The 12,578-nt window shown below is 58.9% G+C and carries 12 protein-coding genes; all 12 read right to left on the bottom strand.

All coding sequences use genetic code 11. The annotated features are described in order from the left end of the window. A complete protein-coding gene (locus tag ACQZ63_RS10645) occupies positions 1 to 816 on the bottom strand; it encodes an ABC transporter permease (RefSeq protein WP_113556250.1) in 816 nt (271 codons plus the stop codon). Between the two features lie 3 nt (positions 817 to 819). Further along, the gene (locus ACQZ63_RS10640) at positions 820 to 1,731 is read right to left on the bottom strand and encodes an ABC transporter permease (RefSeq protein ID WP_019566429.1); all 912 of its coding nucleotides are present in this window, start codon (positions 1,729 to 1,731) and stop codon (positions 820 to 822) included. A 75-nt stretch (positions 1,732 to 1,806) separates the two neighbouring features. Beyond that, positions 1,807 to 3,096 carry an ABC transporter substrate-binding protein gene (locus tag ACQZ63_RS10635; protein WP_003517786.1) on the bottom strand — a complete coding sequence of 430 codons (1,290 nt, stop codon included), beginning with the start codon at positions 3,094 to 3,096 and terminating at the stop codon, positions 1,807 to 1,809. A gap of 30 nt (positions 3,097 to 3,126) precedes the next feature. Next, on the bottom strand, positions 3,127 to 4,212 hold the full coding sequence (locus ACQZ63_RS10630; RefSeq protein ID WP_019566430.1) for an ABC transporter ATP-binding protein: 1,086 nt from the start codon (positions 4,210 to 4,212) through the stop codon (positions 3,127 to 3,129). A gap of 313 nt (positions 4,213 to 4,525) precedes the next feature. Then, positions 4,526 to 5,251 (bottom strand): amino acid ABC transporter ATP-binding protein, encoded by a 726-nt coding sequence (locus tag ACQZ63_RS10625; protein ID WP_019566431.1) that lies wholly within the window; start codon positions 5,249 to 5,251, stop codon positions 4,526 to 4,528. Continuing rightward, positions 5,229 to 5,888, bottom strand: coding sequence for an amino acid ABC transporter permease (locus ACQZ63_RS10620; protein WP_019566432.1), 660 nt, complete (start codon positions 5,886 to 5,888; stop codon positions 5,229 to 5,231). The genes ACQZ63_RS10625 and ACQZ63_RS10620 overlap by 23 nt, the downstream gene beginning before the upstream one ends. Further along, complete coding sequence (locus ACQZ63_RS10615) at positions 5,885 to 6,556, bottom strand: amino acid ABC transporter permease (protein WP_003517793.1); 672 nt, start codon at positions 6,554 to 6,556, stop codon at positions 5,885 to 5,887. Before ACQZ63_RS10615 ends, ACQZ63_RS10620 begins: the two co-directional genes overlap by 4 nt. A 72-nt stretch (positions 6,557 to 6,628) precedes the next feature. Next, positions 6,629 to 7,414 carry a transporter substrate-binding domain-containing protein gene (locus ACQZ63_RS10610; RefSeq protein ID WP_113556251.1) on the bottom strand — a complete coding sequence of 262 codons (786 nt, stop codon included), beginning with the start codon at positions 7,412 to 7,414 and terminating at the stop codon, positions 6,629 to 6,631. Beyond that, positions 7,411 to 8,163 (bottom strand): GntR family transcriptional regulator, encoded by a 753-nt coding sequence (locus ACQZ63_RS10605; protein ID WP_003517798.1) that lies wholly within the window; start codon positions 8,161 to 8,163, stop codon positions 7,411 to 7,413. Before ACQZ63_RS10605 ends, ACQZ63_RS10610 begins: the two co-directional genes overlap by 4 nt. A 166-nt stretch (positions 8,164 to 8,329) precedes the next feature. Further along, positions 8,330 to 9,310 (bottom strand): 3'-5' exonuclease, encoded by a 981-nt coding sequence (locus ACQZ63_RS10600; RefSeq protein ID WP_112681978.1) that lies wholly within the window; start codon positions 9,308 to 9,310, stop codon positions 8,330 to 8,332. A 199-nt stretch (positions 9,311 to 9,509) separates the two neighbouring features. Beyond that, the gene (locus ACQZ63_RS10595) at positions 9,510 to 11,309 is read right to left on the bottom strand and encodes an NAD(P)/FAD-dependent oxidoreductase (RefSeq protein WP_113556252.1); all 1,800 of its coding nucleotides are present in this window, start codon (positions 11,307 to 11,309) and stop codon (positions 9,510 to 9,512) included. Between the two features lie 66 nt (positions 11,310 to 11,375). Beyond that, positions 11,376 to 12,449 carry a 2,3-butanediol dehydrogenase gene (locus tag ACQZ63_RS10590; RefSeq protein ID WP_112681980.1) on the bottom strand — a complete coding sequence of 358 codons (1,074 nt, stop codon included), beginning with the start codon at positions 12,447 to 12,449 and terminating at the stop codon, positions 11,376 to 11,378. Between the last annotated feature and the right edge of the window lie 129 nt (positions 12,450 to 12,578).

Genomic DNA, 12,578 nt, shown 5'->3' with positions numbered 1-12,578 from the left:
TCAACGCGAATGGCGACGGTTCAGAGTAACGATCAGGCCAAGCGTGGCCGCAATAACCAGGAAGGAGAAAAGGGTAGTGACGGCTCCGAGCGCGTAAAGCACTGGCGTCGTGACGTTGGTGGTCATGCCGTAGATTTCCAGCGGCAGGGTGTTGTAGGTGCCTGACGTCATCAGCGTACGGGCAAATTCGTCATAGGAAAGCGTAAAGCCGAACAGGCCGACGCCTATCAGGCTCGGTGCAATCATCGGCAGCACCACATGGGCAAAGGTCTGCCAGGCGGATGCCCCGAGATCGCGGGCGGCTTCTTCATAGGATGGAGAAAAACGGTTGAAAACCGCCAACATGATGAGCACGCCGAATGGCAGCGTCCAGGTCAGATGCGCGCCAAATGCTGATGTATACCATGAAGGTTCCAGCCCAAGTTGTTGGAAAAGAACGCCGATACCGAGTGATATGATGATCGATGGCACCACGAGGCTTGCGACGGAAAGATAGAATAGCGGCGTCGCGCCGATGAATTTGCGCCGGAAAGCGAGACCCGCCAAAAGCGAGACGAGCACCGTGACGACCATGACCATGACGCCAAGCCCGAAGGAACGGCGGAACGCGCCGCCAAAATCGCCGACCGCCTGCTGTTCGAAAAGATTGCCGAACCAGTGCAGCGAAACACCGTTGAGTGGAAAGGTCAGTCCGCCATTCGGCCCCTGAAAGGCCAGGATGAGGATTGCCGACAGCGGGCCGTAGAGGAACAGCACGAAGAGCAGAAAAAAGAAGGCGAGGACATAGAATTCACGGCCGCGTTTTTCCGAATGCATGGGTCACAGCTCCTTGCGGATATCGACGATGCGCAGGATGCCCGCGACCATCAGAAGAACGAGGATGAGCAGGATGACGGCATTTGCGGCCGCCGCGGGATATTGCAGCAGCGACATCTGGTTCTTCATCATCAGTGCCACCGACGCGCTCTGCCCGCCGGACATCACCTGAACCGTGGAGAAATCGGCCATGACAAGCGTCACGACAAAGATGCTGCCGATCGCCATGCCAGGTTTGGCAAGCGGAATGATAACGTTCCAGAGGGTCTGCCAGCCAGTGGCCCCGGCATCGCGCGCCGCTTCGATCAGCGATTTGTCGATGCGCATCAGCGTGTTGAAGATGGGTGTGACCATGAAAAGCGTATAAAGATGCACCATGGCCAGCACCACGGCAAAATCCGAATAGAGCAGCCATTCGATTGGCGCAGGTACGATGCCGGCGCTGACCAGCGCGCTGTTGACCAGACCGTTGCGCCCGAGAACGGGAATCCAGGAAATCATGCGGATGATGTTCGACGTCAGGAAAGGCACGGTGCAGACGAGGAACAGAACCATCTGCATGGTGGTGGTGCGGATATGAAAAGCGAGGAAATAAGCGACCCAGAAACCGCAGAACAGCGTGATCGCCCAGACGATGGCGGCGAATTTCAGCGTGTTGATATAGGTTTGCCACGTGACCCAGGAACCAAGCGTCTCGGTATAGTTGAAGGTCACGAAACCCGGATACATCTGGGCAAAATCATAATCCCAGAAACTGACGACGGCGATCATGACGATCGGTAAAAGCAGGAAAAAGCCGAGGATCAGGAAAAGCGGTGTGGCCTGAATATAGGACACAAGCTTCTGCGGCAGGGCGAAGCTGCGGGACGGCTTGTCCTTTTTTTCGCTCACGCCGATGAATCTGACTGTCACCAAGGCTTTTCTCCTGCTGGCTGCCTGTGAAAGAGAGGCCGCGTCGGCGCGGCCTCATGTCTGCGAAAGGTGAGAAGATCAGGCCGCGATGAACTCGTTCCAGCGACGAACCATGTAGCGGTCCTCGTCCATGACGGAGTTCCAGCAGGCGACCTTGCCCATGCGCTCCTGGAACGAACCGCCGTCGCGCACTGCACCGGCCTTTTCCATGACCTTGCCATCAGGCGCGATGATATCGCCCTGCGCGGGCTTGCCTTCGACCCAGTAACCCCACTCGTCGGCCGACATATGTTCCTTGGCCGTATCCATGGCGGCGGAGTAATAGCCCTGACGATTGAGGTAGGCGCCGACCCAGCCGGACGTGTACCAGTTGATATACTCGTAAGCCGCATCCAGCTTGGCACCGGAGAGGTGCTTGGCAAGGCCAAGGCCGCCGCCCCACGAGCGATAACCTTCCTTGAGCGGCTGGTATTTGCAGGCGATGCCCTTGGAGCGAACGGCGGCGACGGCGGGCGACCACATGGACTGGATCACGACTTCACCCGACGCCATGAGGTTGACGCTTTCATCGAAGCTCTTCCAGAAGGCACGGAACTGGCCGTCCTTCTTGGCCTTGATGAGGAAGTCGATGGTCTTGTCGATCTCCTCCTTCGTCATGTTGCCCTTGTCGGCATATTTGATGTTGCCCATGGCTTCCATGATCATCGCCGCATCCATGATGCCGATGGAGGGGATGTTGAGGATAGAGGCCTTGCCCTTGAACTTGGGGTCCATGATATCGGCCCAGCTGGTGATATCGCGGCCGACGAGATCGGGGCGAATGCCGAGCGTATCGGCATTGTAGATGGTCGGAACCATGGTGAAATAATCGGTTTCGCTTTTCGCAAACTTCTTGTCGCCGGGCTTTTCGACGAAACCGACCGTGTGCGGGGCGGTACCCTGGGCCACGACGCTATCGGGCGTCAGCTTGCCGTTTTTGAACAGCGGAACGATCTTGTCGTAATATTTCAGCTTCTTGATTTCCATCGGCTGAATGACACCCGCCGGGTAGACCTTCTTCAGGATCCAGTATTCGATGTCGGCGATATCGTAGGAGTTCGGCTGGGTCACGGCGCGCTGCGCGGCCGCATCCGAATCCGTCGCCGTCATCTCCAGCGTGATACCGAGATCAGCCTTGCACTTTTCGGCAATCGCATTGAGGTTCGAAACACCCGTGCCGAACTGGCGGATCGTGATCGGGTTCTGCGCCCATATGGTCGGGAAACCGGTGACAAGGCCGGAGCCGATGGCCGCGCCTGTTGCCGCGGCACCTGCCTTTAGAAGGCCGCGGCGGGACAGGCCCTTGTTGCTGTTGGAGTTGTCGGTCATTTCAAAGTTCTCCTCTGGTTATTTTTGGGGTCACTTCTCTACCCGGCCGAGCACGATGGCATCGGCCGCATTCCATGAAAGCGGTATGGCGTCGCCGGTCTTTACCGGCTTTTCGAAGAAGGCGACGTCGCTGAGGATGGCGTTGAAATCCTCAATGCCCGCGCCGGTCACGGCGATCTTCACGCTTGCACCGCGATATTCGACATTCGAGACGATGCCGGTAAAACCGAAACCGGGTTGATCCGCCTCGCCGACGCGCACACGGTCGGTACGAACGGCGATATCGACCGCGCCGTCATCCGGGGCAACGCCGCCCGCCGTGAAGGTGCCGCCGCCTGCAACCTCCAGCGTGACGAGATCGCCGTTCTTTTCCTTGAACCGGCCGGAAATGACATTGTGATCGCCCATGAAGCGGGCGACGAAAGCGGTGGCCGGGCGCTCAAACAACTCGCGCGGTGTCGCTGCCTGCTCGATGCGGCCGTCATTCATGACGACGATGACGTCGGCCAGCGCCATTGCCTCTTCCTGACTGTGTGTGACGTGAACAAAGGTGATGCCGAGCGAGGTTTGCAGCTTCTTCAGCTCGGCCCGCATACGGATCTTGAGGAAAGGATCGAGTGCCGAAAGCGGCTCATCCAGCAGCAACGCCTCGGGGTCGGTGATAAGCGCGCGAGCCAACGCCACGCGCTGCTGCTGCCCGCCGGAAAGCTGGGCCGGGCGCCGGGTGGCATAGGGTTCGAGCTGCATCAGCCGCAGCATCTCCAGCGCCTTGGCGCGGCGCGCTTCCTTGTCCACCCCCTTCATCTTGAGGCTGAAGGCAACGTTGTCGACGAGATCGAGATGAGGAAACAGCGCATAGGACTGGAACATCATTGCCGTGCCGCGTTTGGCGGGCGGCAGATCGGTGACGACCACATTACCAAGCCTGACATCGCCGCTTGAAATGCTTTCGTGGCCGGCGATCATTCGCAGTGTCGAGGTCTTGCCGCAGCCCGAAGGACCAAGCAGGCAGCAGTAACTTCCTGCCGGTATCTTGAGGCTTATGGCATGCACCGCGGTGGTGTTGCCATAAATCTTGGAAACGGAAGCGATGTCGATTGCTGCGGCTTTGCTCATGAACACTCTCCTGCGACGTCTTTGTCATGCAGGAGCCGTGCCAATCGGCTTTGCCATTGATATAAAGAGGGAATTTCGATGTGCCCACCGGTCCCGTCACCGGCCTGCTCAAATTTACATCGATTGTTTTCGATTTGGTGCGGAAATTGTATGCGATCTGAGCGACCGACAGCGAAACATGAAATCGGGAAAAGAGTGCCATCGAAACGAACTGGCTGACACCACTGGAATGGCGGACATTTTCCCGGCAAACACAACACAAAGGCTACTGCCGACGCACGCACCGCTCCGGTCGCGTGCGTCGGTACTGTGCTTAGATCATGCCAAGGAACTGCTTGAGTTCCGGCGTCTGGGGATTGGCAAAAACATCTTCCGGCGGGCCGATCTCGTGCACGCGGCCCTGATGCATGAAGACGACGCGCGAGCAGACGTCGCGGGCAAACTTCATTTCATGCGTCACCATCAACAGGGTCATGCCTTCCTTTGCCAGTTCGCGCACGACGGCTAGCACCTCAGACACGAGTTCGGGGTCGAGCGCCGAGGTAATCTCGTCACAGAGAAGGGCGATAGGCTGCATGGCAAGGGCGCGGGCAATCGCCACGCGCTGCTGCTGGCCGCCGGACAGTTCATCCGGATAGGCATCGAACTTGTGCGCCAGCCCGACACGCTCCAGCATCCTGCGCGCCGTCACCTCGGCCTCCGGCTTGGTGACCTTTTTCACCACCATCTGCGAAAGCATGACATTGCCGCCGGCCGTCAGATGCGGAAAGAGGTTGAATTGCTGGAAGATCATGCCGACCTTCAGCCGCAATGCCTTCAGATGCAGCTCATCGTCCAGCAACTGCGCACCTGCCACCTGGATCGAGCCGGCGCTGATCGTCTCCAGTCCGTTGATGCAGCGAAGCAGCGTCGATTTTCCAGAGCCGCTTTTGCCGATGATGGCGATCACCTCGCCGGGTTCGACATCCAGATTTATGCCCTTCAGCACCTCATTGTCGCCAAAGCTCTTGTGGACTTCAGTGATTTCGATGAGCGACATTGAGCTTCCTTTCTAGGAACTGGCTGGATTTCGACAGCGGCCAGCAGAGGGCGAAATAGATGAGAGCAACCAGCCCATAGACGGTGAAGGGCTGGAAGGTGGCATTGGTGACGATCGTGCCGGCCTTGGACAGTTCAACGAAACCGATGATGGAGGTGAGTGCTGTGCCCTTGACGACCTGCACGGAAAAACCGACCGTTGGCGGAATGGCGATCTTGAGCGCCTGCGGCAGGATGACGTAACGCATCTGTTGCAGGCGGCCCATGGCAAGGCTGGCGGACGCCTCCCACTGGCCCTTCGCAATCGCCTCAACGCAGCCACGCCAGATTTCCGCAAGGAAGGCAGCGGTCCAGAGGATAAGCGCCACGCCAGCGGCAAGCCAGGCCGGAACATCAACCCCGAGGAGACCGAGGCCGAAAAAAGCGATGAAAAGCTGCATTAGCAGCGGGGTGCCCTGAAAGACTTCGATATAGATGCGGGCAGCGCGGTTCAAAGCCCGGCGCGGGCTGATGCGCAACCAAAGAAGCACGATGCCCACCATACCGCCGCCGATGAAGGAAACGAGCGATAGCAACAGCGTCCAGCGGGTGGAGAGCAGCAGGTTGCGCAGAATGTCCCAAAAGGTGAATTCAGTCATCGTGCCGCCCTCCTCGGGAAAAGAAAGCTGCCGAGCGCCAGCATGCCCTGCCGCAACAAGATGGCGAGCAGCAGGTAGATGACAGTTGACAGGATGTAGGCTTCGAAGGCGCGGAACGTGCGCGACTGGATGAAGTTCGCCGCAAAGGTCAGGTCTTCCACCGCAATCTGCGAGACGACGGCCGAGCCGAGCATGACGATCACCACTTGCGAGGAAAGCGCCGGCCAGATGCGTTGCAGCGAAGGTGTGAGCACCACATGGCGAAACGTTTCGAAGCGCGTCATGGCAAGGCTCGCGCCCGCCTCGAACTGGCCCTTCGGCGTCGCCTGAATACCGGCGCGGATGATCTCGCAACTATAGGCGCCCAGATTGACGATCATCGCCAGATTGGCCGCGGTCAGCTCTGTAAGCTTGAAACCAAGTGAAGGCAGGCCAAAGAAGATGAAAAACAACTGGATCAGAAAAGGCGTATTGCGGATGAGCTCCACATAGGTGCCGACGATGGGCTTCAACCATGAAGGTCCGAGCGCCCGGGCCCAGGCGCAGGCGATGCCAAGTGAAACGCCGACCACGCCGCCGACCAGCGTGAGTTGGCTGGTAATGGCGATGCCTTTGGCAATTTGTGGCCAATATTCGCCAAGCCACAGGAAATCAAATTGATAGCTCAAGAAACAGTCCCCTTGCGCCGGTGGAGAAAGGCGTCATCCCGGCGGATCCGGGATGACCATGGCAAACGATGATCAAAGGTCTTTCGGCAGATCCTGGCCAAGCCACTTGGTGGCGATCGCATTCAGCGAGCCGTCGGCCTTGGCCGCAGCTACGGTGGCGTTGACCTTTTCCAGTAAGGCCGGCTCGTTCTTGTTGAGGCCGATGTAGCAGGGAGAGTTCTTGATGAGGAACTTCAATTCCGGACGCTTCGGGGGGTTCTTGGCGAGGATGGCGGCTGCAACCACGTTGCCTGTCGCGACAACTTCCACCTGGCCCGAAAGGAAGGCAGAGATGGTGCCGTTATTGTCCTCGTAACGCTTGATGGTGGCGTCCGAAGGCGCGACCTTCGTCAGTTCCAGGTCCTCGACGGCACCGCGCGTGACGGCGATGGTCTTGCCCTTAAGGTCTTCGGCCTTGGAGATCGCGACGTCGGCCGGGCCGAAAACGCCGTTGAAGAAAGGCGCGTAAGCATCAGAGAAATCAATAACTTTTTCACGATCTGCATTCTTGCCGAGGCTGGAGATAACGAGATCGACCTTGTTGGTCTGGAGATAGGGAACACGGTTGGCACTGGTGACCGGGATGAGTTCCACCTTCACGCCCAGCTTGTCGGCGATCATCTTGGCCATGTCGATGTCATAACCCTGCGGGGTCATATCAGCAGCAACGCTACCGAAGGGCGGGAAATCCTGCGGTACGGCCACACGCAGCGTGCCGCGTGCGGTGATGTCGGCAAGGGCATCCGCCTTGGCGGGCGCGGAAAGACCAAAGGCGGCAGCCATGGCGGCGGCAGCGATGAGGGTCCGTCTGAAGATCATATGTCATTCTCCTTGTGTTGATTGTGTTGCATGTGAATTTTATCCGGATCGCCGCCATTCATTTCCGGTAGGGCGAGCGACCGGCGAAGGCCGGCGAGAGGATCGGGGCGTCGTGTGAGGTCGAGGCCGGTTTCCACCTCGTCCAGATGCTCGATGGAAAGCTCCGCCGCCCTCACGAAATCGCCCGCAGCCATCGCGTCGAAGATACGGCAATGCCCCTCATGGGACTGGAGGGCATGAAACTCCGACTGGTAGAGCATGGAGATCAGAATTGTCCGGGCGGTCAGATCGCGTAGCAGCTCGATGAGCACGGCATTGCCGCAAAGCTCGGCGATGCGGATATGAAAATCGCCCATGAGGCAGGTAAGGCGCTGGCGGTCACCTGCGGCTATTGCGACTTTCTCTTCCTCAAGATGCGCGACGAGGACCTTGCGCCCCTCCTCCGACAGCATCCGCATGCTGCGAAGCAATCCGGATTCGATAATCCGCCGCGCCTCATAGATGGTCATCGCCTCCTCGGCGGAGGGCTCGACGACGAACCACCCTCGCCGCGCGCTGACATGGACGATGCCACGTGTTTCCAGCCGCATCATCGCCTCCCGTACCCGCGTACGTGAAACGGAGAAGAGTCCAGCCAGCTGATTTTCGCTGAGCCGCGTGCCCGGCCGGATGCGCGCCGAAAGAATGCCGGAAACGATGGCTTCTTCGATGTTTATCTGACGGTCCTGCTTGGTATGTAAATCTTGCATACAAGACTGAAAGCAAAGCCCGTGCCAGAACAGATATTGTTTTAAAATCAAAATGCCGCGAAAAAGCTCGCGCCTACTCGCTCAAATTTTGAGCAAGAAAATCGACAAACACCAAAAAAAACGCAGAGCTGTGCAAACTTGACGGTACGGCCGTCGCGGTTTCTTTCTAGCCGGCTTTGAACCGGTCGAATGCCGTCAGATACTTGACCGTGGGATCGGCGTCCCAGCGGTAAATTTCGGTTCGGAGGAAATGCAGCTCTTCTTCGAGCTTTTCCTCCGCCAGTTCCACCCACCAGGATTTCGGCCGGCCATCGGAACCATCAGACCAGCGATAGCCCCGCTTTTTCAGATGATCCTTCATGTCGAACGGGCTGTTCTCCGCGTAAATGCGAACCCGGGAGTGCTGGCTGGCTTCATGGAGTTCCATGAAGGGCGTCCCGCTTTGGCCGGCGCGTACCTGTTCCAGCACCTCCAGCAGAGCGAAACAATCGTCGACTGCTCGGTGGCCGTCATGGAAATAGCCGGATTGCCCGATGAGGTAGGCGAGCTTGCTGCCCTCAAAACCCCGACCACTCCAGTCAATCTCAGAAACGGAGCAGGCCCAGGCCTTATTGCGGAAGATCGGCGAGAAGGCCTCACAAAACGGACGATCGAAGCCGGCATTGTGGGCAATGATCAGATCAGCACCTTCAACAAGGGAGGTCAGCCGGTCGATGTCTATCGTCTGTCCGGCAACCATTTCATCGGTGATACCCGTCAGGCGCGTGATTTCTTCCGGGATGGAAGTGCCCGGCTGTCGCAGACCGCCATAGACCCCGGTGACATCCCCGATCGTGCCCTGATCGTCGAATGTGAAGGTAATGACGCCGATTTCGATGATCTCGTCAGTTCGGTGGTTGAGGCCCGTGGTCTCGGTGTCGAGGATCACGCCCTGACGTGGAAACCCCGGTCGGGGCTGCTCGCAGATCGCGCGCGGCTGCAACTTGCGCAGGACGCGGTAATTGCCTGTGGATTCGAGATGTGCGGCCAGAGCCTCATCGTCAGGAACCGATTTCAGCGTCGTTTCACGACCATCCGCTTTTCGCCCGCGCTCAGCCTGAGGAAGCCGCGCCGTCGCGGAAGCGAAAAAATCCAACTGGGAGGTCATTGTGCTTCTGTCCGCTTTGGCCGGAAATCGATATTGAGTTTTCCAACATATGCGCAGAGGCTCACACTAACAACAGCGGTTGCCGTGATCCACAGAAACCGGGCGGCGTCCGTTTGGCATTGCCCGCATTGGATTCAGAAAGGGGGCGGAATGTTCCGCCCCCTTTGTACATTACCGTTATCGATCGAAATACCCGTGGTCAGCGTGTGTGGTGAACCGGTTGCAATGCATAGACAGGTGTAGGAAGCCCCTCCATACGCGCCTTCAACTGCAAGGCGAGATATTGCGAATAATGCCGCGACTGGTGCAGGTTGCCGCCGTGGAACCACAGTGCCTCCTGCTGCGTCGGCTTCCACATGTTGCGCTGCTCGCCTTCCCACGGCCCCGGGTCTTTCGGCGTATCCGAACCGAGACCCCAGACCTTGCCGACCCTGTCTGCCGTTTCCTGATCGATGAGATCGGCGACCCAGCCATTCATCGAACCATATCCCGTCGCATAGACAATGACGTCAGCAGGAATCTCCTTGCCGTCAGCGAGCTTGATCGAATTTTCGGTGATCTCGTCCACCTGACCGGCGGCAAGCTTCACCTTACCATCGATGATCAGCTGCGAGGCGCCGATATCAATATAATAACCGGAGCCGCGCCGCAGGTACTTCATGAAGAGGCCCGAGCCATCCGCACCCCAGTCTAGCTGGAACCCGGCTTTTTCCAGTGCGGCGTAAAAATCAGCGTCGCGCTCCCTCATCTTGTCGTAAAGCGGGATCTGGAACTCATGCATGATCCGGTAGGGCAGCGACGCGAAGATGAGATCGGCCTTCGCCGTCGTCACCCCATTCGCCAGGGCCTGTTCGGAATAGAGCGCACCGAGCCCTATATCCATCAGCGTGTCGGATTTGACGATATGGGTCGTCGAGCGCTGGATCATGGTCACATCGACACCCGCTTCGTGGAGTGCGGCGCAGATATCATGGGCCGAATTGTTGGAACCGATCACGGCGACCTTCTTGCCCCTGTACCCATCCGGCCCCGGATGCTGCGAGGAATGGTGCTGATCGCCGTTGAAGCGCTCGCGCCCCTTGAAATCCGGAATATTAGCCTTGCCGGACATGCCGGTGGCAAAGACCAGTTGCTTTGGCCGGAGCACGACTTCCTCGCCGTCGCGATCGACGACGATCGACCATTCCTTCGCCGCCTCGTCCCACTTGGCGGATTTGGCAGTGGAGCGGGTCCAGTAGTTCAGTTCCATCACCTTCGTGTAGAATTCGAGCCAGTCACCGATTTTGTCCTTGGGAGCAAAGACCGGCCAGTTCTTCGGAAAATCGATGTAAGGCAGATGGTCGTACCAGACCGGATCATGCAGGCAGAGCGACTTGTAGCGCTTGCGCCAGCTGTCACCCGGCCGCTCGTTCTTTTCGAGTATGATCGTCGGCACGCCGAGCTGGCGCAACCGGGCGCCGAGCGCGATGCCGCCCTGTCCACCGCCGATGATGACGGTATAGGGCTGCTTGTCATAACCGAGCGTGCGCGCTTCCTCCTCGCGCTCCTCCATCCAGGTTTTGGCACCAAGGTTCTGGCCGTGCCTTGCGCCGAGCGGGCGGGTGAAGCCCGATTTTTCCTCATGGCCCTTCAGTTCGGAAAGCGCCGTCAGCAGCGTCCATATCTGCCCGTTCCTGAAGCGCACGAGGCCGTAGCCGCGCCCTGTCGCCGTCTCGAAGGTGATCCAGCTTTCAAGCACACCATCCGCCTCCGTTGCCTCCTCGCCGGTAGCGATGCGCCAGTTTGTGGGTCTGGCCGTCGAAAGCTGCGCCTGCAGCATGTCGCGCACCTGATCGCGACCTTCAACGGTCTTGATGTTCCAGGTAAAGGCAACGAGGTCGCGCCAGTAGCAATCCTCGGCAAACAGATTAACGGCATCATCGATGCGGCCAGCTTCGAGTGCTGCCCCGAACGTATCGAGAAGCGCCTGAAGGCGGGTGGTGGGGGGCTTGTCGAGCATGTATTCCTCCTCCTGCTCAATGTGGAAACGGGACGGCTCCTCAACCGCCCCGCACTTCAAATCGGCCTATCGCGACAGGTCGATCAGGATCTTCAGATGTTTGCCGGCCGGGTCGAGCAGCTGGTCGAACCCTTCCGTGACCGCCTCGCTGAGTGAGACGTTTTTGGTAACGATCCGGCTCGCCGGGATCTGGCCGCTGGCGATCAGCCGGGCAACACGCGGCCAGTAGTGAGTCGGATAGGCCCAGGAGCCGCGGATATCGATGTCCTTGAAGGTCACGTCGAACCAGTTCAGCGGGTTTTCGCCGGGGTGGAGGCCGGTCTGCACCACAACGCCCTGCTTGCGCACGGCATCGGCGCAGTTCTTCAGCGCATATTCATTGCCGACGCATTCGATGGCGACATCGCAGCCAACATTGCCTTCGGTCTCGGCGCGGATGACATCGCCCACTTTTTCCGTCTTGGGATTGATCGTGCGCACCTCGCCAAGCGCCGCCCGCGCCAGCGCCAGACGCGTGTCGTTGAGATCGGAAAGAAATATCTGCGAGGCACCGGCCGCCCTGGCCGCCATGGCGACGAGAATGCCGATCGGCCCGGCACCGGTCACAAGCACGCTGCTCCCGGCCGTGACACCGCCACGGTCGCAGGCATAAACCGCGACTGCCGTCGGCTCGATGAGGGCCGCTTCCTGATCGGAGAGCGCATCGGGTATCGGCTGGACGTTATAGTCGTTGAGAAGAGCGGCCTGCGCCATGCCGCCGGAATGCCAGGACAGACCGGCGAGAGCGAGATTTGTGCTCAGGTGATAAAGACCGCGATCAGCATAATAGTCGCCATGGCGCGGCATGATGAGCGGCTGGATCGATACCCGGTCGCCGGGCTTTACATGGCTAACGCCCTCGCCTACGGCCTTTACGACACCGCCGAATTCATGACCGAGAATTTGCGGCCCGTGCGCGCCGGTGAAAGGATGCGGCTCCTTCGGCACGAAGATCGGGCCATAGGCATATTCGTGCAGGTCCGTACCGCAGATGCCGCAGAACTTGTTTTCGACGAGCACCTCACCCGGACCGGGCTCGGGTGGCGTATCCACATCCTCGATGCGTAGGTCCTTGGCGGCGTGAAAGCGCAGTGCCTTCATTGCATTTCCTCCTGTAGTTCTTGCACAGAAGGATCAGCAAGCGGCATGCCAGAATGGCTTGCGCCATATCTTGACGTATTTTCAATTGGTTACAAATTCAGCTCTGAGGCTCGCCGGCAGAATGCAACA

The sequence above is a fragment of the Agrobacterium sp. CG160-95 genome (genome assembly GCF_053521725.1).
This window is presented reverse-complemented; position numbering and strand designations above follow the sequence as displayed.

Excerpts from the sequence above, each read along its gene's own strand:
- ACQZ63_RS10610 (WP_113556251.1), bottom strand. The coding sequence starts at position 7,414 with ATGATCTTCAGACGGACCCTCATCGCTGCCGCCGCCATGGCTGCCGCC.
- ACQZ63_RS10635 (WP_003517786.1), bottom strand. The coding sequence starts at position 3,096 with ATGACCGACAACTCCAACAGCAACAAGGGCCTGTCCCGCCGCGGCCTT.
- ACQZ63_RS10600 (WP_112681978.1), bottom strand. The coding sequence starts at position 9,310 with ATGACCTCCCAGTTGGATTTTTTCGCTTCCGCGACGGCGCGGCTTCCT.
- ACQZ63_RS10645 (WP_113556250.1), bottom strand. The coding sequence starts at position 816 with ATGCATTCGGAAAAACGCGGCCGTGAATTCTATGTCCTCGCCTTCTTT.
- ACQZ63_RS10620 (WP_019566432.1), bottom strand. The coding sequence starts at position 5,888 with ATGACTGAATTCACCTTTTGGGACATTCTGCGCAACCTGCTGCTCTCC.
- ACQZ63_RS10630 (WP_019566430.1), bottom strand. The coding sequence starts at position 4,212 with ATGAGCAAAGCCGCAGCAATCGACATCGCTTCCGTTTCCAAGATTTAT.
- ACQZ63_RS10595 (WP_113556252.1), bottom strand. The coding sequence starts at position 11,309 with ATGCTCGACAAGCCCCCCACCACCCGCCTTCAGGCGCTTCTCGATACG.
- ACQZ63_RS10590 (WP_112681980.1), bottom strand. The coding sequence starts at position 12,449 with ATGAAGGCACTGCGCTTTCACGCCGCCAAGGACCTACGCATCGAGGAT.
- ACQZ63_RS10605 (WP_003517798.1), bottom strand. The coding sequence starts at position 8,163 with ATGCAAGATTTACATACCAAGCAGGACCGTCAGATAAACATCGAAGAA.
- ACQZ63_RS10625 (WP_019566431.1), bottom strand. The coding sequence starts at position 5,251 with ATGTCGCTCATCGAAATCACTGAAGTCCACAAGAGCTTTGGCGACAAT.